Here is a 22,936-nt window from a genome sequence, read left to right on the forward strand (position 1 = left end):
TGACCGATACATGATCTCCGTGGATACGTGACAATGGGGGAATGCCCACGCCCGAGTCCTCCCTTCAGATCGGCCCGCACACCGTCCGGCCGCCGGTGGTCCTGGCCCCGATGGCCGGTATCACCAACGCTCCCTTCCGCACCCTGTGCCGAGAGTTCAGCGGCGGCAAGGGCCTGTTCGTGAGCGAGATGATCACGACCCGGGCGCTGGTCGAGCGCAACGAGAAGACCATGCAGCTGATCCACTTCGACGCGACCGAGAAGCCGCGCTCGATCCAGCTGTACGGCGTGGACCCGGCGACCGTCGGCAAGGCCGTCCGCATGATCGCGGAGGAGGACCTGGCCGACCACATCGACCTGAACTTCGGCTGCCCGGTCCCGAAGGTGACCCGGAAGGGCGGCGGCTCCGCGCTGCCCTACAAGCGCAACCTGCTGCGGGCCATCCTGCGCGAGGCGGTCTCCGGCGCCGGGGACCTCCCCGTCACGATGAAGATGCGCAAGGGCATCGACGACGACCACATCACCTACCTCGACGCCGGCCGCATCGCCGTCGAGGAAGGCGTCACGGCGATCGCGCTGCACGGCCGCACGGCCGCCCAGCACTACGGCGGCACCGCCGACTGGGAGGCCATCGCCCGCCTGAAGGAGCACGTCCCGGAGATCCCGGTGCTCGGCAACGGCGACATCTGGTCGGCCGAGGACGCGCTGCGCATGGTGCGCGAGACCGGCTGCGACGGAGTGGTCGTGGGCCGCGGCTGCCTGGGCCGGCCGTGGCTGTTCGCCGATCTGGTGGCCGCCTTCGAGGGCCGGACGGACGACATCGTGCGGCCCTCCCTGCGCGAGGTCGCCGACGTCATGGTCCGGCACGCGACCCTGCTCGGCGAGTGGATCGGCGACGAGTCCAGGGGTGTCGTCGACTTCCGCAAGCACGTCGCCTGGTACCTGAAGGGCTTCGCGGTCGGCTCCGAGATGCGCAAGCGGCTCGCGATCACCTCCTCGCTCCAGGAGCTGCGGGCCGGTCTCGACGAGCTGGACCTCGACCAGCCCTGGCCCACCGGCGCCGACGGGCCCCGCGGCCGTACGTCCGGCAACAACCGTGTGGTGCTGCCGGACGGCTGGCTGAAGGACCCGTACGACTGCGCGGGCGTCGGCGAGGACGCGGAGCTGGACACCTCCGGCGGCTGATCAGCCCTTCTTCGGGTGCGGGACCGAGCCGTACGCCGTCAGGAAGCGGTCGCGGAAGGAGCTCATCCGCCACACCGGGGCGTCGTGGGCGGGGCGCAGGCCGTCCGTCCAGTGCCAGTCGGCGATCCGGTCCAGCACCTTCGGGTCCTTGGCCACGATCGAGACGGGCACGTCACGGCTGGCGTGGTTGCCGCTGACCCGGGCGATCGGCTGGTGGTCGCCGAGGAACACGAGCACGGTGTCCTTGGTGCCGTGGCGCTCCAGCCACTCGGTCAGCGCGGTCACCGAGTACTGGATCGACTTGCCGTACTGCTCACGCGACTTGGTGGTGTCGGCGATGACGTCGGCCGGCCTGTCGCCCGCCGCCTCCATGTCCTTGAACCCCGAGCCGTCGCCCAGCGCGTCCCAGTCGACCATCTTCGGCACCGGCGCCCAGGGCTGGTGGCTGGAGGTCAGGATGAGCAGCGACATCCGCGACTTCCCGTCGGCCGGGCGCTTGCTGTGCACCCGCTCCTCGTAACTCTGGAGCGCGTACTGGTCGGGCATCGTCGACCAGCTGAACTTCGGGCCCCGGTAGCCGAGCTGGAAGGCGTTGTAGACCTTGTCGAGGCCGTACCACTTCTGCTCGGGCCAGCCCTTCTGCACGCCCGGCATGACGCCGACGGTGTCGAAGGCGCCGGTCTTCTTGAACGCCTCGGTCAGGCTGAGGTGGTCGCTCGCCATGACCGTGCGGTAGCGCTGCTGGTTGCTGACCCACAGGCCCGACATGGTGGTGGAGTGGCCGAGCCAGCTGCTGCCGCCGTAGGTCGCGGAGGTGAGCCAGCCGCTCCTGGCGTGGAACCCGGCCTTGGCGAGGGCCTTGGTACGGGCGTCCAGGGTGGCGTCGACGCCGGGGGCGATGACCGGGTCCTCGATGGCGCTGCGGCCGTAGCTCTCGATGAACGTGAAGACCATGTCCTTGCCGCGCAGATCGGGGACGAGCTCGCTGCCCGGGGTGCCGCCGAACCGGTCCTCGCCGGCGACCTTCCGGAACTGCGCCTCGTCCTTGAGGGTGTCCGACACCCGGCGGGACTCGATCCTCAGCGCGGTGGTGGTGCGGTCGGAGGCGACCGGCACCCCGGATATCTGCAGGCCGAGGGCGGAGCAGGTGATCCAGACGACGCCCGCGACCATGGTGCCGCGGGTCGCGGTCGCGCTGTGCCGGGCGAGCAGGTTGCCCAGCCGGACGGTGGCCAGGGCCAGCAGGACGGCCAGCAGCAGCACGAGGACGATCACGCCGGCGGTGGCGGCGAGGGTGGCCGTGCGGCCGAGCGAGTCCTCCAGGTACGACTGCGCGTCGCCGAGCAGGCTCCAGTCCAGGACGGGGTTGAAGGGACGGCCCAGGTACTGGTTGAACCCCATGTCGAGCAGGTTCAGCACGGTCATGGCGGCCAGCGCGACGCCGGACACCGCGGCCAGCACCACACGCGGGCGGCGCGGCAGCGCGAGCAGCACGGCGGCCCCGATGACCGCCTCGCCCGGTATGCGCGTGAACTTGGCGGGCCCGAGCCCGACCACCGTGTTCGGCAGCACCAGCGCGGCGACGACCAGGGCGGCGGCCAGCACGGTGACGGTCACGGACAGCCCCTGGGCGGCCCCCGGATGCGCCTGCCGCCAGCGCCCGGCACGAGCGGACCAGGCGGCCCGGACCCGGCGGACGGGATTGGCCGCTCGGGAAGCGGAGGGTTCGTCGTCGGCCTGGACCCGCTCGGGCTGCTCGCTCTGCTGGGCCTGCTCGGTCTGCTCGACCCGTTCGGCCTGCTCGCTCGGCTCGGCTCGCTCGGCCTGCTCGGCTCGCGAGCTCTGCTCGGGCAGCTGGGCCCGCCCGCTCGGCTCGGCCGGCTCGGCCTGCTCGACCCGTTCGGCCGGCTCGCTCGGCTCGGTCCGCTCGGCTTGGCCGGCCCGCTCGGCCCCCTCCCGTTTCCCCTGTTCGTCGAGGACGGCCTCGTTTCCTCCGGCCGTATCCGGTGACTGGCGCGTACTCGTGTGCTGAGGCAACCCGGAGGTCCTTCCGTGCGAGACCCGTGACGGAGGCGGCGGGCCACGCTGGGAGGATGGGCAGGGCCGAAGCAACCCCGGCCCGCCTGGCCCGCCGCCCATGTCGTACGGGTGGTCGCCCGCCCCTGTTCACGGCACTGGGCAAACACCGGGCAAACTGCCGCGCCCGGAGTGCTACGCCCCGCCGACCGCCGTGAGCAGGGCGAGCGGGGCGGCCGCCGAGCGGGATTCGCGGACGCACGCGTGCGGGTAGGGGACCGGCTCCGGGTGGGTGTCGCGGCCGTAGCCCGCCAGCACCTCCGCGAGCCGGTGCCCGGTGGCCTCCGCCGCGTCGACCAGCGCGTGCGCCACCGTACGGGCCTCGTCGTGCAGGCCGTAGCGGGCGAGGCCCAGGGTGATCAGCGCGTTGTCGTGCGGCCAGACCGAGCCGCGGTGGTACGAGAGCGGGTGGTACGCCGGCTGGCCGGAGGCGAGCGTGCGCACGCCCCAGCCGGAGAAGAAGTCCGGTTCCAGCAGCCGCCGTCCGACCGCCTCCCCGTACTCCTTGTCCAGCAGCCCCGACCACAGCAGATGCCCGGCGTCCGAGGCCAGCGCGTCGACCTGGCGGCCCGTGCCGTCCAGCGCCAGCGCCGGGAAGGAGTGCTCGCGCATCCAGAAGTCCCGCTGGAAGCGGTCCCGCAGATCGGCCGCCGCCTGCTCCAGCAGGGCGGCGTACGTCTCGTCGCCCCACACCGCGCGCGCCACCCACGCGGTGCGGCGCAGCGCGTCGTACGCGTAGCCCTGGGCACCCGCCGCCATCACCGCCCCGGTGGGCCGGGTGCCGTCGGCCCAGCAGATCGCGCCGGGGGAGTCCTTCCAGTTCTGGTTGGCGAGGCCGCCCTCGTCGGCGCGGTAGACGAGATAGCCGCGCGAGGTCAGCCCGCCGTGGTCCAGCATCCAGCCGATCGCCGCGCGGGCGTGCGGCTCCAGGCGTCGGGCCAGGGCGGTGTCGCCGGTCCCCTCGGTGTACGCCCCGAGCAGGACGAGGAAGAGCGGGGTGGCGTCGACCGAGCCGTAGTACCGGCCGAACGGCACCTGCCCGAAGTGCGCCAGCTCCCCGTGCCGTACCTCGTGCACGATCTTGCCGGGCTGGGCGACGGAGGACGAGCCGGCGCCGGTCGCCTGGGCCGCGGCCAGCGCGAGCAGCGTGGCGGCGGCCGGCCGAGGGCGGTACGGCAGCGTGAACAGCGAGGTGAGCAGGGCGTCCCGGCCGAGCAGGGTGAGGAACCAGGGGGCGCCCGCCGCCGGCACCCGCAGCTCCTCGCCGTCCGGTCCGGTCGCCGGGACCTGCAGCACGGCCAGGTCGGCGAGGCCCCGGGCGCAGGCCGCCGCCAGCTCCGGCCAGCCGGTCGGGAAGGCCACGCCCTCCACGAACCGGCCCTCCGCCGCGACGAGTCGCTCGTTCACCGAGGCGGGGGAGCGGGGCACCCGCAGGGCTCGCCGGTCGCCGTGCGGGCGGGCCATCACGCGCAGCATCAGTTCGGCGGTGCCGTGGGGCTCCAGGTCGAGGGTCCACACCAGGCGGCGGGCGCCGGTGCCGGTCTCCTCGACGGCGTCCGGGGCGGGGTCGGCCGTGATCGTCGTGACGGAGTGCCACTCGGCGCGCCGGTAGGTGAACTCGATCCCGTCGTCCAGCACCTCGCGGGAGCGTACGGCGCCGGCCTTGGCGTAGGTGCGGTGGTCGGCGCGGAGCTCGAACTGGTCGGTGAAGTCGGCGTCGACGGTGAGGGCGAGGCGGACCGCGGTGGCCACCGGACGGTTGCCGGTCACCCGCAGTAACTCCACGAACGAGCTGTCGCCGACCGCCTGTTCCCGGAACAGGGTGCAGGCGGGCGGCTCCTGCCGGCCGCCGCGCGGCACCAGCACACAGCGGGCCGCGTCGCCGTCCGTGACCGGCGCGAGCACCTCGGGCACCGCGCCGTCCACCGTGAGCTGCCATCGGCTGAGGTGCCGGGCGTCGCGCACGAACAACCCGTCCGGGGCACTGCCGCCCCGCACCCCGCTGATGTCACCCCGGTCGCCCACGGCGGCGAACGTCGCCCCGTGCACCAGCAGATGCTGCCGATCCGTCATCCCCGGTCCCCTCCCTCGTCCCTCATGTCGGCCGTGCCCCCGGCGCCGTCGCCCCCCGGGCCCCGGTGCAGCAGGTCCAGCGCGAGTGCGGCCGTCCAGGCGAAATCGGTGGTGCCGCAGGCCTCGCCGGTGTGCGGATCGACGTACTCGGCGAAGCCGCCGGCCGGTGCCAGGCGCAGCACCGCGGCGCGCAGCGCGTCGGCCCGCTCGTGGTGGCCGTGCGCGCTCAGACCGCGCTCCAGCAGCCAGCTCGTGTTGAACCACGCCGGGCCCCGCCAGTACCGGTGCGGGTCGAAGGCCTCGCCGAGGAGGTCGTAGCTAGGGACCAGCTCGGTGCTCGCGCCCAGCCCGAAGTGCGGTCCGCACAGCGTGCGGACGAGCGCGCCGGAGACCTCCCGGGGCAGCCCGGGAAGCAGCAGCGGGACGAGACCGGAGACGCTCCGCTCGGGAATCCGGCCCCCGCCCCGCAGGTCCAGGCAGTGGAACAGGCCGGTCGCGGGGTCCCACAGCCGCTCCACCAGGGCCGCCGTCAGCCGCTCGGCGCGGGCGTACCGGGCGGTGCCGGCCGCCCCCAGTTCCCCGGCGATCCGCGCCAGCGCCTGCTCGGAGGCGATCAGCAGCGCGTTGAACGCCGGGTCCTCGACCGCGAACTCCCCGCCGCCGTCGGCGTACCCGCCGTCGCGGTAGTCCGCCGCCAGCCGCACGTACCGCCCGTAGTCCAGATCCGTCGGCCGGTCCTCCGGCGCGCCGTGGTCGAGGTCGGCGCGGCGGTAGGAGCGGGCCGGGGCCGGGGTGATCCGGGTGAGCGGGGCGTCCCAACAGGGGCTGTTGTCCATACCCTGTTCCCAGGGGTGCACGACGGACACCAGCCCGCCCCCGCCCAGGTCCCGCCGGTGCAGCAGATACCGGTGCCAGGCGGCCAGCCCGGGGTACACCCGGGCCAGGAAGCCGCGCGACCGTGACAGGCCCGGATCGGCGCGGTGCACCAGCCAGGCCGCCAGCGCGTGCACCGGTGGCTGCACGATGCCGGACGTCTGTACGGTGCGCGGGGCGCCCGCGGCGCGCCCGGCGGTGGAGGAGCGCCAGAAGTCGGGGCTCGGGAAGTACGCGTCGAGGGGGACGGAGGGGTTGAAGACGATGTGCGGGACGCGCCCGTCGCCCCACTGGGCCGCCAGCAGCGTCTCCAGCTCCGTCTGGGCCCGTAACGGCGACAGGTGGCGCAGCCCGATCGCGATGAACGCCGAGTCCCACGACCACTGGTGCGGATACAGGCTCCGGGAGGGGACCGTCGACGTGCCCGTCCAGTTCTCCGCCAGCACCCGGGCGGCCCCGGCGTGCAGGGACGACGCCGACGCCGGCGGATCGTATGCGAACTCCCGCTTCGGGAGACGGGCAGTGAGCTGGGCAGTGCGATCCACTCGGGGCTCCCCGAAGACGTCCGGCCGACCGGGTTTGGCTGTGGCTACTGCAGGGTTACGTCTATTTAACACGCAAAACTCAATATGTAATGCAGGCTTGGGAAACACAAGGGGGTGCGCATGACCGGACGGCCGGGCAGGACCGGGAAGAGCGGAAGCCAGGCGAGCGCCGGCGATCTGCTCGAACTGGTGCGCAGTGGGCGGGCCGTGACACGAGGCGCGCTCCAGCAGGCCACCGGACTGTCCCGCGCCACCGTCGGCCAGCGCCTCGACCGGCTGTTCCGGGCCGGTTGGCTGCGCGAGGGCGCCGGCGGCCCGGTCGGCTCGCCGCTCGGCGGACGCCCCTCCATCACCCTGGAGTTCGACGACTCCCACGCGGTGGTCCTCGCCGCCGACCTGGACACCCGGCACGCCCGGGCCGCCGTCCTCACCCTGACCGGCGAGATCCTCGCCGAGCACTCCGGCACCCTGGTGATCGAGGACGGACCCGAGGCCGTGCTCGGCGAACTCGGCCGCTGGTTCGCCGAGTCGCTCGGGAAGGCGGGGCACCGGGCGGCGGAGGTCTGCGGCATCGGGCTCGCGGTGCCGGGCCCGGTGGACCGCGAGAGCGGCCGGGTGGTGCAGCCGCCGATCATGCCCGGCTGGGACGGTTACGACATAAGAGGCCGCCTCTCCCGCGCCTTCACCGAGCACACCGGCGCCCCCGCGGTCCCGGTCCTGGTGGAGAACGACGCCAACCTCATGGCGTACGGCGAACAGCGCACCGGGCATCCGGACTGCGCGGCCTTCGTGCTGGTCAAGGTGTCCACCGGCATCGGCGCCGGAGTCGTGGTCGACGGCTCGATCTACCGGGGCGTGGACGGCGGCGCGGGCGACATCGGGCACATCCGGGTGGGCGCCGAAGCGCTGTGCCGGTGCGGTTCGTACGGCTGTCTCGCCGCCGTCGCCAGTGGCGGCGCCGTCGCCCGGCGGCTGACGGAGGCCGGGGTGCCGGCCGCCTCCGGCTCGGACGTGCGGGACCTGCTGGCCGCCGGGCACCCGGAGGCGGCCGCGCTGGCCCGGGAGGCCGGGCGCCGGGTCGGCGACGTGCTGGCGACTGTCGTGACCCTGCTCAACCCGGGTGTGCTGATGATCGCCGGGGATCTGGCCGGAACCCCCTTCCTCACCGGCATGCGCGAGCTGCTCTACCAGCGGGCGCTGCCCCGCTCCACCGCCCGCCTGGACGTCGTGACGTCGCGGCTGGGCGAGCGGGCCGCGCTGGTCGGGGCGGGTGCGCTGGTCGTGGAGCACTTGTACGCGCCGCGCCGGGTGGAGGAACGGCTCGTCGCGCTCGGTGTGTGAACCGGGCGTTTCGGCGTCCGCATGGTGAAATCCGGCTCTGTGTGACAGCGTGATTCTCGCCACCCCTGATAAGGGGAGCGCTCAGATGAGCGGATCTTGAGCGACTGCACTTCTCCAAAGAGTGGCACTGGGTGCCACCCTTTGATCGTTCATCGATCGAACTCAGGCGTGCTAGGAGGCGCTCAGATGAGCGAGTTGCCGCCCCTGCGGGCATGGATGCGTTCAAGAAGTGAAAACATCGAGGCGTCTCCACTTGCCAAGCCTTGACTTTCAATCCACTGGCGGACGCGTGGTTACGGGCGCATGACGCACAAGTGGACGTACCCAGGTGCCTTCGATCTGGGTATGTTCCTCGCCGTCAGGGCAGCCACCGCGGCCTCAAGGAGTCGAGACCCGTGTCGGAAAACAAAGAACCCCACGTAGCGAAGTTCGTTTACGACTTCACCGAGGGCAACAAGGACCTCAAGGACCTTCTCGGCGGCAAGGGTGCCAACCTCGCCGAGATGACCAACCTGGGCCTGCCGGTCCCTCCCGGGTTCACCATCACCACCGAGGCCTGCAAGGTCTACCTCGACAGCGGCTCGGAGCCCGTGGCACTGCGTGACGAGGTCAGTGCACACCTCGACGCCCTCGAGCACAAGATGGGCAAGAAGCTCGGCCAGGCCGACGACCCCCTGCTCGTCTCCGTCCGCTCGGGCGCCAAGTTCTCCATGCCGGGCATGATGGACACCGTCCTGAACATCGGCCTCTCCGACAAGTCGGTGCAGGGCCTGGCCAAGCAGGCCGGCGACGACCGCTTCGCCTGGGACTCCTACCGCCGCCTCATCCAGATGTTCGGCAAGACCGTCCTGGGCGTCGACGGCGAGCTGTTCGAGGAGGCGCTCGACGCCGCCAAGGCGGCCAAGAAGGTCACCGTCGACACCGACCTCGAGGCGGCCGACCTCAAGAAGCTCGTCACCAAGTTCAAGAAGATCGTCAAGACCGAGGCCGGCCGGGACTTCCCGCAGGACCCGCGCGAGCAGATGGACCTCGCCATCAAGGCCGTCTTCGACTCCTGGAACGGCGACCGCGCCAAGCTGTACCGCCGCCAGGAGCGCATCCCGCACGACCTCGGCACCGCCGTCAACGTCTGCTCCATGGTCTTCGGCAACCTCGGCCCCGACTCCGGCACCGGCGTCGCCTTCACCCGCGACCCCGCCTCCGGCCACCAGGGCGTCTACGGCGACTACCTGCAGAACGCCCAGGGCGAGGACGTCGTGGCGGGCATCCGCAACACGGTCGCGCTCGCGGAGCTGGAGAACATCGACAAGAAGTCGTACGACCAGCTCATGCAGATCATGGAGACCCTGGAGAACCACTACAAGGATCTCTGCGACATCGAGTTCACCATCGAGCGCGGCCAGCTCTGGATGCTCCAGACCCGCGTCGGCAAGCGCACCGCCGGTGCCGCCTTCCGGATCGCGACCCAGCTCGTGGACCAGGGCCTGATCGACGAGACCGAGGCGCTGCAGCGCGTCAGCGGCGCCCAGCTCGCGCAGCTGATGTTCCCGCGCTTCGACGAGTCCGCCAAGGTCGAGAAGGTCGGCCGGGGCATCGCGGCCTCGCCCGGCGCCGCCGTCGGCAAGGCGGTCTTCGACTCCTACACCGCCGTCAAGTGGTCCCGCTCGGGCGAGAAGGTCATCCTGGTCCGCCGGGAGACCAACCCCGACGACCTGGACGGCATGATCGCCGCCGAGGGCATCCTGACCTCGCGCGGCGGCAAGACCTCCCACGCGGCCGTGGTCGCCCGCGGCATGGGCAAGACCTGTGTCTGCGGCGCCGAGGAGCTGGAGGTCGACACCAAGCGCCGCCGGATGACGGTGCCGGGCGGCCACGTCGTCGAGGAGGGCGACGTCATCTCCATCGACGGCTCCTCCGGCAAGGTCTACCTGGGCGAGGTCCCGGTGGTCCCCTCACCGGTCGTGGAGTACTTCGAGGGCCGGATGCACCCGGGCGCCGACGACGCCGACGAGCTGGTCGAGGCCGTGCACCGCATGATGGCCTTCGCCGACCGCAAGCGCCGGCTGCGGGTGCGCGCCAACGCCGACAACGCCGAGGACGCGCTGCGCGCCCGCCGCTTCGGCGCCCAGGGCATCGGCCTGTGCCGCACCGAGCACATGTTCCTCGGCGACCGCCGGGAACTGGTCGAGCGCCTGATCCTCGCCGACACCGAGGAGGAGCGCGAGGAGTCCCTGAAGCAGCTCCTGCCGCTGCAGAAGAAGGACTTCGTCGAGCTGTTCGAGGCGATGGACGGCCTGCCGGTCACGGTCCGTCTGCTCGACCCGCCGCTGCACGAGTTCCTGCCCGACATCACGGAACTCTCCGTCCGCGTCGCCCTCGCCGAGGCCCGTCAGGAGCCGCACGAGAACCTGCTGCGCCTGCTCCAGGCGGTGCACCGTCTGCACGAGCAGAACCCGATGCTGGGTCTGCGCGGTGTCCGTCTCGGCCTGGTCATCCCCGGCCTGTTCACCATGCAGGTCCGCGCCATCGCCGAGGCCGCGGCCGAGCGCAAGGCGGCCAAGGGCGACCCGCGCGCCGAGATCATGATCCCGCTGGTCGGCACGGTCCAGGAGCTGGAGATCGTCCGCGACGAGGCCGACCAGGTCATCGCGGATGTGGAGGCGGCGACCGGCACGAAGCTCAAGCTGGCCATCGGCACGATGATCGAACTGCCGCGCGCCGCGCTGACCGCCGGGCAGATCGCCGAGGCCGCCGAGTTCTTCTCCTTCGGCACCAACGACCTGACGCAGACGGTCTGGGGCTTCTCCCGCGACGACGTGGAGGCGAGCTTCTTCACGGCCTACCTGGAGAAGGGCATCTTCGGCGTCAGCCCGTTCGAGACGATCGACAAGGACGGCGTCGGCTCCCTGGTGAAGGCGGCCGCGCAGGCCGGCCGGGCCACCCGGCCCGACCTCAAGCTCGGCGTCTGCGGCGAGCACGGCGGCGACCCGGAGTCGGTCCACTTCTTCCACGAGGTCGGCCTGGACTACGTCTCCTGCTCCCCGTTCCGCATCCCGGTCGCCCGCCTGGAGGCGGGCCGGGCGGCCACCCAGTCGGCGGGCAGCGACCACCGCTGACCCCCACCGGCCCCGGAGCCGCCGTCGGTCCCCGACCCTCAAGACCGATCGACGGCGGCTCCGGCGCACCAAGAAGGGGCGGCACCCTGTGCGGGGGTGCCGCCTCTCCGTGTATGAACTCTGACCCGGTGCCTCCCGGACTGCTGCTCGATGCATCCATCAGCGAGGACGGTCAGACGTTGGGTACCTGCAGCTTGTCCCAGCTGGTCTTGCCGGGGATGCCGTTGGCATCGTCACCGGCGAGGCCGAGCTTTCGCTGAAAGGCGGCGTAGGACCTCACATCGCCCGGGCCCCAGACGTCGGTGTCGGCGCTCGACTGGTACCGGTTGCAGCCTTCGGCGACGAGCCGACGGTGCATTGCGGCGATGATCGGCGATTTCCGACCGGTCTGGAAGAACGACGCACCCGGGAACGGCTCGGTGTGCGGCCCGGGGGCGGGGTGTGAATCCTTGAAGTGGTCGTACGCCTCCTGAGCCGCCGCGAGGACCTTGTCGTAGATCTTGTCCATGTGCGGGCCGGCGCAGGCGGTCGAGGACCAGTGGTGGTGGTAGAAGAGGTTGTTCCTGCTGGGTCGTTCGCCGATCACCTTGGCGAAGTGCCAGCCGGCGAGACGTGCGGCGTTCTTCCAGGTGGCCTCGGTGATCGTCCAGCCGGGCGCGAGCGTTTCGTTCGCCATTTCGATGCTGATGGTGCTCTGGTTGCCGGCCGTGTCGCCGACGGCCCAGGCGTACTCGTTCACCCTGACGTACTGAGCGACGGCACCGGCGGCGTCCACGTCGAAGTGGGCCGAAGCCGGACGCGTCTTCCAGACGTTGAGCACACCCTGGTGCGAAAGCCGGGCGCCGTTGTGGTGCAGCGTGACCGACGTCTTCCTGTAGGACTTGTGGGTGACGTGGCCCGTCGCGCTGAGCTCGTCGATGAGGTTCGAGACGGCACGGTCGTAAGCGATGGTGGCGGTCACTTCGAGTCCTCCGCGTCGTTCTCGACATCGTCCTCGGCGAAGGCGACGAAGTCGCTCTCCGGAAGGCCGTCGAGGTTGTCGGTTCCGGGTCCATCGCCGGTACCGGTCTTGTCGAGGGCCGCCTTCACGTCCTCGTCGTCGAAGTTCTTCTCGGGCATGACGCTGTCCTTTGAGTTCCACAGATTCGCGTCGCCGCTCCTCCAATCGCTTCTGCGACGACCATGGCCTCGACCTCTAGACGTTGGGTACCTGCAGCTTGTCCCAGCTGGTCTTGCCGGGGATGCCGTTGGCATCGTCACCGGCGAGGCCGAGCTTTCGCTGAAAGGCGGCGTAGGACTTCACATCGCCGGGGCCCCAGACGTCGGTGTCGGCGCTCGACTGGTACCGGTTGCAGCCTTCGGCGACGAGCCGACGGTGCATTGCGGCGATGATCGGCGATTTCCGACCGGTGTGGAAGAACGACCCCCCAGGGAACGGTTCGAAGTTGCTGGGGACGGCGGGCCCGCCATCCATGTACTTCTTGTAGGCCCCGCTCGCGAACGTGGACCATTGGTTCCAGTTGTGTGCGTCCTTGATGGCCTTTGCCGTCTTGGCGTTGTAGAGCGGGTCCTTGAGCTCTCCCTCAATCCTGAGCGTGTCCGGTGGGGAGAACTGCCCGGGGTGCTTGAGGGAGCGTATCTGGAAGAGACCAATGGACGGCCCCCACTTGTGGTCGACCAGACCCTGGTCTCCGATGATGCCTGGGTCTCCTTTGGACTCTGCCATGGCGACGGCCGCCGCGATTTTGATGTCATTGTCGGTGAACCCGGCCTGTTTGGCGAGGGCGCGCAGCTCAGTCAGGCTCATTGTCATTTTTCGACGCCCCTCTAACTTGTTGATCAGACTTTTGATCAGAAGTCGTGCCCCCGTGGCGCATCACGGTGGGATCGAGGAACCGGGAACTGCCCGGAAATCGATCCGCGAGGAGATATTGCCGAAATGTGATAAGTGTGCCTGCGGGTTAAGGGATGAAATTCCGCCGCGAGCTTCCCCTGATTGACGCGCATACACATAGGAGATCACGGACCCTCTTAACCGCGCCTCCGTGGAGTACGGGGCGGCTTTACGAGGCGTGAAAAGGTCACTTATTGCCACCATATGGCAATGCCAGGGGTCGCGCAAACAGAGCGCGGAGGGCTGAAGCTGCCCGGAGGTCTTCCATTGGGAGATAGACCCGCTTGGAGGACGGGAACGCTGCCGAGCCCTCTACGCCTCACTTTTGATCAGGAAGGCCTGACTGCCGGTACGAGGGAAGCCGCGCTGAAGGTGCCCTGGGAGTGCCCTGGGAGAGGCGGCAGTTGGAAGGTCCACAGCTCAGGTCGCTGTTCTTACACCCTGTGCGGGGGTGCCGTCCCTTCGCGCGTCGTCCGCGGAGACTTTTCGGCTACGCCAGGAAGACTGCCGCTTGTTGGCGTCGGTCGCCGTCGAACCGGCCTGAAGCCGTTGTGCCCTCGGTGTGCCCTCCTGGCCCGGATGGCGACGGGTCAGGGCCGGTGGCAGCCTGGATTACAACACCTTTCGTTTTCACAGGAGGTGGAGTGCCCGTGCGAAGCCACATATCGCGCACCGACAGACTGCTGAGCACCGCCGTGGTCGCCGCCCTGTCGGCCGCGCTCTTCCCTGCCGTCACGGCCTCGCCGGCGGCGGCCGTGACCTGCGACCCCGCCGCCGCCAACCGGGCCCCGACCGCCGGGACGATCACGCAGGCGAGGGCTGCCGTGATCTGCCTGATCAACGCGCAGCGCACACAGCACGGGCTGCCTTCCCTCACCATCAACCAGGCCCTGACGAACGCGGCCCAGCAGCACGCTGTCGCGGCCGTCCAGCTGAAGTGGTGGGGACCGGGCCAGGACCCGCACCGCAACCCGCAGACCGGCTCGACACCGCAGAGCCGTATCCAGGCCGCCGGATACTGTCCCAGCCCCCGCTCGTGGGAGTTCAACGAGATCGCGTACACCGGGTGGGGTGGATCGGGAACTCCGCAGGCCGCCGTCAACTGGTGGATGAACAGCCCCGGTCACCGCGCCATCATCCTCAAGTCGTCGCTGCGCGAGATCGGTCCGTGGGCCCAGCCCGGCTCGGCGGACCGGGCCGGAGCCTCGTCGTCCAGCGCCGGCACCTACGTCGTGACGTTCGGACGCTGCCAGCAGTGAACGCCCCCTCGGAGCACTCGCGTTGACGGGGACACTCCCGACAACCGGGGCGGCAGGTCGACCGTCACAGCCGTATCCCCGACGTCCACAAGGCCACCGTCCTAGTGTGGGCTGATGCGCGCACGCCATATCGACCGCCCCGCCGATCTCGACGTCGTCCGTGAGTCCTATGACCATGTGGCCGACAACTACGCCCACATGGTGGTGACGACGGGCATGGGCGACATCCGCCGCCAGCCCTGGCTCAAGGCGTCGATCGACGCCTTCGCCGACACCGTGGGCGAACTCGGGCCCGTCCTCGACGTCGGTTGCGGCCCCGGCACGGTGACCGGATACCTCGCCGAACGCGGACTCGACGTGTCCGGGGTGGACCTCTCTCCCCGCATGATCGAGAACGCGCGCCGTCTGCATCCGCGATGCCGCTTCAGCGTCGCCTCCGCCACCGAGCTCGACCTCGGTGAAGCCTCCCTCGGCGGCGTGCTCGGATGGTGGTCGCTGTTCAACCTTCCCCGCGACGTCCTTCCCCAGGTACTCGCCCATTTCGCGTACGCCCTGAAGCCGGGCGGGCACCTCATCACCGGCACACACGTCGGCGACGAGGACGCTGTGCGCACCGAGGCATACGGAGGAGTGCCCGTTCGCTGGACCACGCACAAGTGGCGGCCGGAGCAGCTCGTGGACCTGATCGAGCGGGCCGGACTGGACCCGGTCGCCGAACTCCGGCTCCCCGCGGACGAGTGGAGCGGGCCGGGCGTGGTCGTCATGGCCAAGCGCCCCGTCTGAGGACCCCGGGCCCCGGAGGCAGCACGCCCTGGGCTGCGCCTGCTCCCTGTCGCCGCCTGGGCTCTGCCGGTGCCGAGGCCGGCCGGAACTGTGCCACGCGGTCGGCGGAACGGCTTCGGCCGGGCGCGAAAACTCAGGTCCGCCCGAGCGCGTCGTCCGGGTACGGTCGGGCGGTGCCCGAACTGAGGCGGCTGCAGGCCGGTGATGCCCCAGCGGTGCTGGCCTTCGAGCTGGCGAACCGCGCCTACTTCGCTGCCTCGGTCTCCGACCGCGGTGACGAGTTCTTCGCGCGGTTCACCGACCGCTTCGGCGCCCTGCTGACCGAGCAGGAGGCCGGCACCAGCGCCTTCTACGCGCTCGTCGCCGAGGACGGCTCGGTTCTGGGCCGGTTCAACCTGTACGACGTCGAGGACGGCACCGCCGAGCTCGGCTACCGGGTCGCGCGGCATGTAGCCGGCCGTGGTGTGGCGACCGCGAACGTCCGCGAGCTGTGCCGGCTGGCGGCGGCGCGGCACGGGCTGCGCACACTGCGGGCGGCCGCTTCCCACGGCAACGCCGCGTCCCACCGCGTGCTCGCCAAGGCCGGGTTCGTTCCCGTCGGGCCGGCCGACCCGGCCCACCTCGGGGGGAAGACCGGCACCTGGTACCAGCGCGACCTGCGGCGCCGGCAGTAGACCGTCATGTCGCCGTGGGAAGCGAAGCGTGGTCCCGGCGCCTACGCTGGACCCGCCGGGTTCCGGGCCGAGCCGACGGCCCGTACGGCCTGTGCCGTGAGGAGGGGCCCGTATGGGCTGGACCGCGCAGGACATCCCCGACCAGGGCGGACGCACCGCCGTGGTCACCGGTGCCAACAGCGGGCTCGGTTACGTCACCGCTCGCGAGCTGGCCCGCAAGGGCGCCCGGGTGGTGCTCGCCTGCCGCGACGGGGCGCGGGGGAGGGACGCCGTCGAGCGGCTGCGGGGCGAGGTGCCGGGCGCCCGGGCGGAGCTCGGCCGGCTGGACCTCGGGGACCTGGCGTCCGTCCGGGCGTTCGCGGCCGGGCCGCCGTACGACCGGCTCGACCTGCTCGTGAACAACGCGGGTGTGATGGCGGTGCCGTACGGCACGACCGCCGACGGGTTCGAGAGGCAGTTCGGGACCAATCACCTCGGGCACTTCGCGCTCACCGGACTGCTCCTGCCCGCTCTGCTGGCCACCCCCGGCGCCCGGATCGTCACCGTGTCCAGCTTCATGCACGTCCTCGCCAACATCGATCCGCGCGACCTCAACAGCGAGCGGCACTACCGGCGCTGGACCGCCTACGCCCGCTCCAAGACCGCCAACCTGCTCTTCACGCACGAGCTGAGCCGGCGGCTGGCCGCCCACGGCTCCGGCGTCGTCGCGGCCGCCGCGCACCCGGGGTACGCGGCCACCAACCTCCAGACGGCCGGACCGCGCGCCGAGGGGCGCCGGGGTGCCGAGCGGATGATGGAACTGGGCAACCGGATCTTCGCCCAGCCGGCGGAGGCGGGCGCGCTGCCCTCGCTGTACGCGGCGACCGCGCCCGGCGTACGGCCCGACTCGTTCTGGGGACCGTCGTTCGCGATGTGGCGCGGCTCCCCGGCGCCGTCCCGCCGCGCGCCCTGGACCCTGAACGACGAGGCGGCGGCCCGGCTCTGGGCCGCCTCCGAGCGGCTCACGGGCGTACCGTACGACGCCCTGCGGGCCTGACCGGCCGACGCGACGACGGGACGGTGCCGCCCGGGCCACCGCTGTGCCCGGGCACCACCGTCCCGCCCACCGACTCAGGCGCTGCGCACCTCGTACGCCGTCACCCGGACCGACTCGTCGTCCAGGCACTGCCCGGTCTCCAGGTCGAAACGCTGCTTCAGCAGCGGGGAGGCCACGAACGGGCGGCCCCGGTGGGTGCCGGTCAGGCCGCGGGAGAGGACGGCGGCGCCGCTGAACGGGTCGCGGTTGTCGATGCCGTACAGCCGGTCCGCGCGGTCCCGGAACACCGCCACCTGGCGGCCGTCCGGCAGCAGGGCGGCGATGCCGCGGCCGGGCACCAGCCGGTGCAGGTCGCACACGGTGAACCAGCCGTCCTCCAGCCGGAGCTGGACCAGCAGATCGGTCGTCTCGGGTGCCAGGGTCATCGCTGGGCGCTTCCTTCCAGAACGTCGTCGGCCGGTCGCAGGCCGATGGACAGCAGCGGCAGATCGGGCTTCATCTGGTCGCGTTCGGGTACGAAGGCGACCACTGGGTCCGGGGTGTCCGGGGCGTTCACGAAGGACACGAACCGGGCCAGCTTCTCGGGGTCGTCGATGGTCTCGGCCCACTCGTCCCGGTAGTGCGCGACATGGGCCCGCATCAGGGCCTCCAGGTCGTCGCAGATGCCGAGGGAGTCGTGCACCACCACGTCCCGCACATGGTCCAGGCCGCCGGGGATCCGCTCCAGCCAGGTGGAGGTGCGCTCCAGGCGGTCGGCGGTGCGGATGTAGAACATCAGGAACCGGTCGATCAGCCGCACCAGTTCGGCGTCGGACAGGTCCTGCGCGAGCAGGTCGGCGTGGCGTGGGGTCGCGCCGCCGTTGCCACCGACGTACAGGTTCCAGCCGTTCGACGTGGCGATGACGCCGAAGTCCTTCGACTGGGCCTCCGCGCACTCCCGGGCACAGCCCGAGACGGCCGACTTCAGCTTGTGCGGGGACCGCAGGCCCCGGTAGCGCAGTTCCAGGTCGATCGCCATCCGGACCGAGTCCTGCACGCCGTAGCGGCACCAGGTCCGGCCCACGCAGGACTTCACCGTGCGCAGCGACTTGCCGTACGCGTGGCCCGACTCGAAGCCGGCGTCCACCAGGCGGGCCCAGATCAGCGGGAGCTGCTCCACCCGAGCGCCGAACATGTCGATCCGCTGACCGCCGGTGATCTTCGTGTAGAGGCCGAAGTCCCGGGCGACCTCCCCGATCACGATCAGCTTCTCGGGCGCGATCTCACCGCCGGGGATGCGCGGCACGACCGAATAGGAGCCGTTCTTCTGCAGGTTGGCGAGGAAGTGGTCGTTGCTGTCCTGCAGGGCCGCCTGCTCGCCGTCCAGCACGTAGCCGCTCGCGCCGATCGCCGGGGCGAGCGAGGCGATGACCGAGGCCACCGCCGGCTTGCACACTTCGCAGCCGTCGCTGCCCCGGGCGTCCTCGCGGCCGTACCGGTCCAGCAGTTCCTGGTAGGAGGTGAGGCGCAGGGCGAGGACGATCTCGTACAGCTCCTCGCGGGTCTGGGCGAAGCAGCCGCACAGGCCCTTGTCGACCTCGACGCCGGACGCCTCCAGCTCAGCGGCGACGAGCTGCCCGAGCACCTTCACACAACTGCCGCAGCCGGTACCGGCCTTGGTGCACTTCTTCACCTCGGGCACGGTGGTGCAACGGTGTTCGGTGACCGCGCCGCGGATGGTGCCCTTGCTGACGTTGTGGCAGGAGCAGACGATCGCCTCGTCCGGCAGGGCCGACGGGCCGAGCTGAGCCCCCGAGTCCGCTCCGGCGGGCAGGACGAGCGACTCGGGGGAGATGGGGGGAACCGAACCGGTCAGCGCGCGCAGGGTGCCGTACGCCTCCGCGTCGCCGACCAGGATGCCGCCGAGCAGGGTGCCGTCCCGGCCGATGACCAGCTTCTTGTACAGGCCCGCGCGGGAGTCGGAGTAGACGACGTCCAGGCAGTCCTCGGTGATGCCGTGCGCGTCGCCGAAGGAGGCCACGTCCACGCCGAGCAGCTTCAGCTTGGTGGACAGGTCGGCGCCGGTGAAGGACGCCTCGTCCCCGGCGATGGCCGCCGCCGCCGTCTCCGCCTGCTCGTAGCCGGGGGCCACCAGGCCGTACACCCGGCCGTCCGACGCCTGCGCGCACTCCCCGATCGCGAACACGTGCGGGTCCGAGACGGTACGGCACCGATCGTCGACCGTGATGCCGCCGCGCTCGCCGACCGCGAGACCGCAGTCCCGGGCCAGCTGGTCGCGGGGGCGGACACCGGCGGAGAACACGACCAGGTCGGTGGCGAGTTCGGAGCCATCGGACAGCTTCATGCCGGTGACCGCGCCGTCCTCGCCGACGACGACCTCCTGCGTGCCCACACCGGTGTGCACGCTCAGGCCCATGTCCGCGATGGTGCGCAGCAGTGCCGCACCACCGCCCTCGTCCACCTGCACCGGCATCAGGCGCGGCGCGAACTCCACGATGTGGGAGGTGAGTCCGAGGCCCTTGAGCGCGCCCGCCGCCTCCAGGCCGAGCAGACCTCCGCCGACCACCGCGCCGGTGGTCGCCCTCGTCCGCGCGTACTCCTCGATCGCGAGGAGGTCCTCGATGGTCCGGTAGACGAAACAGCCGGCGGCGTCCTTGTTCGGCACCGGCGGCACGAACGGGTAGGAGCCGGTGGCCAGGACGAGGACGTCGTAGCCGATGACCAGACCGGAGCGGGCCGTCACCTCACGGGACTCGCGGTCGACCGTCTCCGCCGGGTCGCCGACGTGCAGCTCGATACCGTGGTCCTTGATGAACTCCATGTCGGTCATGGACAGTTCCTCGGGCGTGCGGCCCGAGAAGTACGAGGTGAGCTGCACCCGGTCGTACGCCGGACGCGGTTCCTCGCACAGCACGACCACGCGGTGCGTGGCGGTCAGGCCGCGCTCGGCGAGCGCTTCCAGGAAGCGCTGGCCGACCATGCCGTGGCCGACGAGCAGGATCGTGGGGGTGGCCCCCGGGGTGGCGGTCATCAGGAGCCTCCATCGTTGGTGAGCAGGTGAAGCAGGGGGCCGTCACCGGGGAGCGGCTCCGCTCCCTCCCAGGCGCGGGCGAGCGCGCCGACGGTGCCGAGTTCGCCGACCAGGACCCCGCCGACCAGGCGGTCGTCGCGGACGACGACCTTGCGGTAGGTGCCCCGGGTGGCGTCGGCGAGCTGGACGACGTCGTCGCCGGGGCGGGCCTCGGTCTCGCCGAAGGCGGCCAGGTCGAGGGGGGCGTCGGGTCCGGTGAGGGTGAGCCGGGTCAGCGAACGGGTGCCCGAGTAGCGGGTGCCGGCGTCGCCGGCGAGCAGGGCGGCCAGCGCCTCGGCCTGTTCCAGCGCCGGGGTGGCGAGGCCGTAGACCGTGCCGTCGTGCTCGGCGCAGTCGCCGATGGCGCGGATGTGCGGGTCGGAGGTGCGCAGCTCGTCGTCGACGAGGACGCCCTTGCGGACGGCGAGGCCGGCCTGTTCCGCCAGACCGGTGCGCGGGTGGACTCCGCAGGCGAGGACCACGAGGTCGGCGTCGAGTGCGTACCCGTCGGCCATCTCCACCGAGCGGACCGCGCCGCCGGCACACCGCACGTCCCGCACCCGGCACTCGGTGTGCACCTCGACGCCCAGGTCCGTCAGGTGCCGCAGCACCAGTCGGGAGGCGTTCGGGTCGAGCTGGCGCTCCATGAGCCGCTCGGCCTGCTGGGCGAGCACCACCTGAGCGCCGCGCACGGCCAGCGCACGGGCCGCGGACACCCCGAGCAGTCCGCCGCCCACGACGACCGCCCGCGCGCCCGGCCGTACCGCCTTGGACAGGCCCAGGCAGTCGTCCATGGTGCGGAACGCGTGGACGCCTTCGGGAAGCTGATGGTCGCCGGTGAACAGCCCGCGCAGCGGCGGCAGCACCGGGTTGGAGCCGGTGGCCAGCACCAGGGTGCCGTATCCGATCTGTGAGCCGTCGGCGCACCGCAGCCGCCGGGCCGCCCGGTCGATGCCGGTGACCCGGGCGCGCCGGAGCCCGCCGGACACGGGCAGGGCGATCACCTCCGGGGCGTACCGCCCGGCCAGCACCTCGGCGAGCAGCACCCGGTTGTACGGCCGGTGCTCCTCCTCGCCGACGAGCAGCGCGGGCGTGCCCAGCTCACCGAGCCGCCGGGCGAGCCGTACGCCCGCGAGGCCGGCGCCGATCACCACCACACGCGTATTCGAGGTCATGCAACGCAGCGTGCGGCTTCGACGTTACCCGGCCGCATCACCTCTGTTTCCCGCGGGGAACGCTGCCCTCAGCGGCGCCGGGCCGGGGGTGTGAGGGTCCCGCGGAACGCCGGGGGAGGGCTGTGAGGTGCGCGAATGCCGCTCGGGCGAGCGCGCCGGCCTCGGAGGGGGGCGTCAGCGGCTGCCGGTCAGGTGGGCGAAGACCACCACGTTGCCCTGGTACCCGGTGGCCTTCGAGTAGCCGCCGCCGCAGGTGATGACCCGCAGCTCGGGCCGCGCGGCCGCGCCGTACACCTTGTCGTCGGGGAAGGCGCTGGCCGGGTACACCTCCACCGCGTCCACGGTGAACATGGCCACGCCGCCGTCGCGCCGGTCGATCTCGACGGTGGCTCCGCGCTTCAGGGCGCCCAGGTCGTAGAAGACGGCCGGGCCCTCGGCGTTGTCCACATGGCCGGCGACGATCGCGGTGCCCGTCTCGCCGGGGGTGGTGCCGGCCTCGTACCAGCCGGCGAGGTTCTTGTTCCCGGCGGGCGGCACGTCCAGGCTGCCCGCGGGGGTGAGGCCGAGGCCGGTCAGCGGGGCGTTCACCCGGATCGACGGGATACGGATGCGGGTCGGCGGGGAGGGGGCCAGCGCGGTTGCCCCGAGCCGTTCCTCACCCGGGTCGGGCCGGCCCTCGGCGGCGGCCGGCTGCGGCGGCGCGTGCGTCACGTCCGGGCCGGTGAGCAGCCACGCCCCCGAGCCGAGGGCGACCACGGTGACGGCGGCTATGGCGGTGTCCCCGACTCTGCGCATGAGATCCCCTCTCTCCGGGGCGCACCCAGAACGGGCCCTTCGGAAACGGTTCGGCCCGCCACGGGGCGGGCCCCCTCCCCCTCCGGGCCGCGAGGGGCGTCGGACCCGGAGGGGGCGGGATGTGCGGTACCGGCGGACGGACAGCGGAGGGTGTCCGTCAGATCCCGTCGCCTCTCGCCCGGCGATGCAGGAGCCAGGTACCGCCCGCGGCGGCGACGGCCAGAGCCGTCACGCCCGCCGCGGTCTGCACGGGGTCGGTGCCGAGTGCGCCGCCGACCCCCGTCTTCACGCTTCCCCGCGGCCGCACCTGTTCGTACGCCGCGCCCATGCGCGCCGTGCTGAGCGCCACCACCAGGTCGCCCGTGACCTGCCCGTCGCCCTCGGCGCACTTCGCGACGATCTCGTACGTCCCCGGCTGGGCGCCCGGCGGCACCTGAAACCCGCCGACCGCCTCGCCCTCGTTCGTGCCGGGCGCCAGCATGAAGGTCCCGGCACCGACCGCGCCCGCGTCGGCGATCGCGGTCGCCTTGCGGCCGCATGACGCGGTGTTCACGGTGACCTGGCCGCCGGGCACCGCGGTGGTCGGGTTCACCTGCAGGCCGCCGGTCCCGGCCGCGGCCGGGGCGCCCCGCAGTCGAGCCGCCGCCTCGTCGGCGTGGGCCGGGGCCGTGGCGAGTCCCGCCGTTGCCACGGCGAGCGCGGTACCGGTCAGCAGACGGGCGGTGCGTCGCATGGTGCTCCCCAGGGCTGGTCCGTCTCGTTCCTCCGACTCGTTCAGGGGCACGCCCCTGCCCTTCCGAGGAAAATCGCAGTCGGGCCGCGGCGCTTGCTGACGCTCGGTCAGGAACGCGCTGAACGGGTGGCGCGCGGGACCCCCACACGGGCTAGCGGAGATGAATCGTGCCTGGTCAGAGGCGTGCTAGAGAGGCTCGGGGAAGAGCACACGAATGGCGCGCGGGGCGGGGGTGAACGGGTGACCGGCCCCTCGCGAGGCGGCGGGGACCCGCCGCGCCGGCGGCCGGCACGGCGGGCGGGAGCGGAC

At 71.8% G+C, this 22,936-nt stretch carries 18 protein-coding genes; 7 read left to right on the forward strand and 11 right to left on the reverse strand.

Annotated elements, in window-relative coordinates; translation table 11 throughout:
* Positions 1–41 precede the first annotated feature (41 nt).
* Positions 42–1,184 carry a tRNA dihydrouridine synthase DusB gene (dusB, locus tag ABZ478_RS02620; protein WP_359544675.1) on the forward strand — a complete coding sequence of 381 codons (1,143 nt, stop codon included), beginning with the start codon at positions 42–44 and terminating at the stop codon, positions 1,182–1,184.
* Here dusB and ABZ478_RS02625 read toward each other — a convergent pair whose 3' ends face one another.
* The 3 genes from ABZ478_RS02625 to ABZ478_RS02635 all read right to left on the reverse strand — a co-directional run bounded on the left by ABZ478_RS02625 (position 1,185) and on the right by ABZ478_RS02635 (position 6,751).
* Positions 1,185–2,801, reverse strand: coding sequence for a sulfatase-like hydrolase/transferase (locus ABZ478_RS02625; protein ID WP_359545004.1), 1,617 nt, complete (start codon positions 2,799–2,801; stop codon positions 1,185–1,187).
* Between the two features lie 594 nt (positions 2,802–3,395).
* Entirely contained in the window at positions 3,396–5,333 is a 1,938-nt protein-coding gene (locus tag ABZ478_RS02630) for a glycogen debranching N-terminal domain-containing protein (protein WP_359544676.1), read from the reverse strand.
* Positions 5,330–6,751, reverse strand: coding sequence for a hypothetical protein (locus ABZ478_RS02635; protein WP_359544677.1), 1,422 nt, complete (start codon positions 6,749–6,751; stop codon positions 5,330–5,332). The genes ABZ478_RS02630 and ABZ478_RS02635 overlap by 4 nt, the downstream gene beginning before the upstream one ends.
* A gap of 120 nt (positions 6,752–6,871) precedes the next feature.
* Here ABZ478_RS02635 and ABZ478_RS02640 point away from each other — a divergent pair, with 120 nt between their 5' ends.
* Entirely contained in the window at positions 6,872–8,092 is a 1,221-nt protein-coding gene (locus tag ABZ478_RS02640) for an ROK family protein (RefSeq protein ID WP_359544678.1), read from the forward strand.
* Positions 8,093–8,487: 395 nt separating this feature from the next.
* A complete protein-coding gene (gene ppdK, locus ABZ478_RS02645; protein ID WP_359544679.1) occupies positions 8,488–11,208 on the forward strand; it encodes a pyruvate, phosphate dikinase in 2,721 nt (906 codons plus the stop codon).
* A 172-nt stretch (positions 11,209–11,380) separates the two neighbouring features.
* Here the strand turns inward: ppdK and ABZ478_RS02650 are convergent, their stop codons facing one another.
* From ABZ478_RS02650 to ABZ478_RS02660, 3 genes are all read right to left on the reverse strand, one after another.
* Positions 11,381–12,169, reverse strand: coding sequence for a peptidoglycan-binding protein (locus ABZ478_RS02650; protein ID WP_359544680.1), 789 nt, complete (start codon positions 12,167–12,169; stop codon positions 11,381–11,383).
* Positions 12,166–12,327 carry a hypothetical protein gene (locus ABZ478_RS02655; protein WP_359544681.1) on the reverse strand — a complete coding sequence of 54 codons (162 nt, stop codon included), beginning with the start codon at positions 12,325–12,327 and terminating at the stop codon, positions 12,166–12,168. The genes ABZ478_RS02650 and ABZ478_RS02655 overlap by 4 nt, the downstream gene beginning before the upstream one ends.
* 76 nt (positions 12,328–12,403) lie before the next feature.
* A complete protein-coding gene (locus ABZ478_RS02660; RefSeq protein ID WP_359544682.1) occupies positions 12,404–13,015 on the reverse strand; it encodes a peptidoglycan-binding protein in 612 nt (203 codons plus the stop codon).
* A gap of 737 nt (positions 13,016–13,752) precedes the next feature.
* Between ABZ478_RS02660 and ABZ478_RS02665 the strand changes: the two genes are divergently transcribed.
* The 4 genes from ABZ478_RS02665 (at position 13,753) to ABZ478_RS02680 (ending at position 16,854) form a co-directional block, all read left to right on the forward strand.
* Positions 13,753–14,361 (forward strand): CAP domain-containing protein, encoded by a 609-nt coding sequence (locus ABZ478_RS02665; RefSeq protein WP_359544683.1) that lies wholly within the window; start codon positions 13,753–13,755, stop codon positions 14,359–14,361.
* A 114-nt stretch (positions 14,362–14,475) separates the two neighbouring features.
* A complete protein-coding gene (locus ABZ478_RS02670; RefSeq protein ID WP_359544684.1) occupies positions 14,476–15,144 on the forward strand; it encodes a class I SAM-dependent methyltransferase in 669 nt (222 codons plus the stop codon).
* Between the two features lie 173 nt (positions 15,145–15,317).
* Complete coding sequence (locus tag ABZ478_RS02675; RefSeq protein WP_359544685.1) at positions 15,318–15,818, forward strand: GNAT family N-acetyltransferase; 501 nt, start codon at positions 15,318–15,320, stop codon at positions 15,816–15,818.
* Between the two features lie 112 nt (positions 15,819–15,930).
* Complete coding sequence (locus tag ABZ478_RS02680) at positions 15,931–16,854, forward strand: oxidoreductase (RefSeq protein ID WP_359544686.1); 924 nt, start codon at positions 15,931–15,933, stop codon at positions 16,852–16,854.
* 74 nt (positions 16,855–16,928) lie between these two features.
* Here ABZ478_RS02680 and nirD read toward each other — a convergent pair whose 3' ends face one another.
* From nirD to ABZ478_RS02705, 5 genes are all read right to left on the reverse strand, one after another.
* A complete protein-coding gene (nirD, locus tag ABZ478_RS02685; protein ID WP_359544687.1) occupies positions 16,929–17,279 on the reverse strand; it encodes a nitrite reductase small subunit NirD in 351 nt (116 codons plus the stop codon).
* The gene (gene nirB / locus ABZ478_RS02690; protein WP_359544688.1) at positions 17,276–19,885 is read right to left on the reverse strand and encodes a nitrite reductase large subunit NirB; all 2,610 of its coding nucleotides are present in this window, start codon (positions 19,883–19,885) and stop codon (positions 17,276–17,278) included. Before nirB ends, nirD begins: the two co-directional genes overlap by 4 nt.
* A complete protein-coding gene (locus ABZ478_RS02695) occupies positions 19,885–21,099 on the reverse strand; it encodes an FAD-dependent oxidoreductase (protein ID WP_359544689.1) in 1,215 nt (404 codons plus the stop codon). Before ABZ478_RS02695 ends, nirB begins: the two co-directional genes overlap by 1 nt.
* A gap of 174 nt (positions 21,100–21,273) precedes the next feature.
* On the reverse strand, positions 21,274–21,894 hold the full coding sequence (locus tag ABZ478_RS02700; protein ID WP_359544690.1) for a class F sortase: 621 nt from the start codon (positions 21,892–21,894) through the stop codon (positions 21,274–21,276).
* A 157-nt stretch (positions 21,895–22,051) separates the two neighbouring features.
* Positions 22,052–22,627, reverse strand: a complete 576-nt coding sequence (locus tag ABZ478_RS02705) for a hypothetical protein (protein ID WP_359544691.1) — start codon at positions 22,625–22,627, stop codon at positions 22,052–22,054.
* Between the last annotated feature and the right edge of the window lie 309 nt (positions 22,628–22,936).

Origin of the sequence: Streptomyces sp. NPDC005706 (assembly GCF_040631045.1) — a bacterium.
In the GTDB taxonomy this organism is placed as follows: Bacteria; Actinomycetota; Actinomycetes; order Streptomycetales; family Streptomycetaceae; genus Streptomyces.

What these genes read in the sequence shown, in the direction of transcription:
- dusB (WP_359544675.1), top strand. Translation starts at nt 42, where the DNA reads ATGCCCACGCCCGAGTCCTCCCTTCAGATCGGCCCGCACACCGTCCGG.
- ABZ478_RS02630 (WP_359544676.1), bottom strand. Translation starts at nt 5,333, where the DNA reads ATGACGGATCGGCAGCATCTGCTGGTGCACGGGGCGACGTTCGCCGCC.
- ABZ478_RS02640 (WP_359544678.1), top strand. Translation starts at nt 6,872, where the DNA reads ATGACCGGACGGCCGGGCAGGACCGGGAAGAGCGGAAGCCAGGCGAGC.
- ABZ478_RS02655 (WP_359544681.1), bottom strand. Translation starts at nt 12,327, where the DNA reads ATGCCCGAGAAGAACTTCGACGACGAGGACGTGAAGGCGGCCCTCGAC.
- ABZ478_RS02660 (WP_359544682.1), bottom strand. Translation starts at nt 13,015, where the DNA reads ATGAGCCTGACTGAGCTGCGCGCCCTCGCCAAACAGGCCGGGTTCACC.
- ABZ478_RS02670 (WP_359544684.1), top strand. Translation starts at nt 14,476, where the DNA reads ATGCGCGCACGCCATATCGACCGCCCCGCCGATCTCGACGTCGTCCGT.
- ABZ478_RS02680 (WP_359544686.1), top strand. Translation starts at nt 15,931, where the DNA reads ATGGGCTGGACCGCGCAGGACATCCCCGACCAGGGCGGACGCACCGCC.
- nirD (WP_359544687.1), bottom strand. Translation starts at nt 17,279, where the DNA reads ATGACCCTGGCACCCGAGACGACCGATCTGCTGGTCCAGCTCCGGCTG.
- nirB (WP_359544688.1), bottom strand. Translation starts at nt 19,885, where the DNA reads ATGACCGCCACCCCGGGGGCCACCCCCACGATCCTGCTCGTCGGCCAC.
- ABZ478_RS02695 (WP_359544689.1), bottom strand. Translation starts at nt 21,099, where the DNA reads ATGACCTCGAATACGCGTGTGGTGGTGATCGGCGCCGGCCTCGCGGGC.
- ABZ478_RS02700 (WP_359544690.1), bottom strand. Translation starts at nt 21,894, where the DNA reads ATGCGCAGAGTCGGGGACACCGCCATAGCCGCCGTCACCGTGGTCGCC.
- ABZ478_RS02705 (WP_359544691.1), bottom strand. Translation starts at nt 22,627, where the DNA reads ATGCGACGCACCGCCCGTCTGCTGACCGGTACCGCGCTCGCCGTGGCA.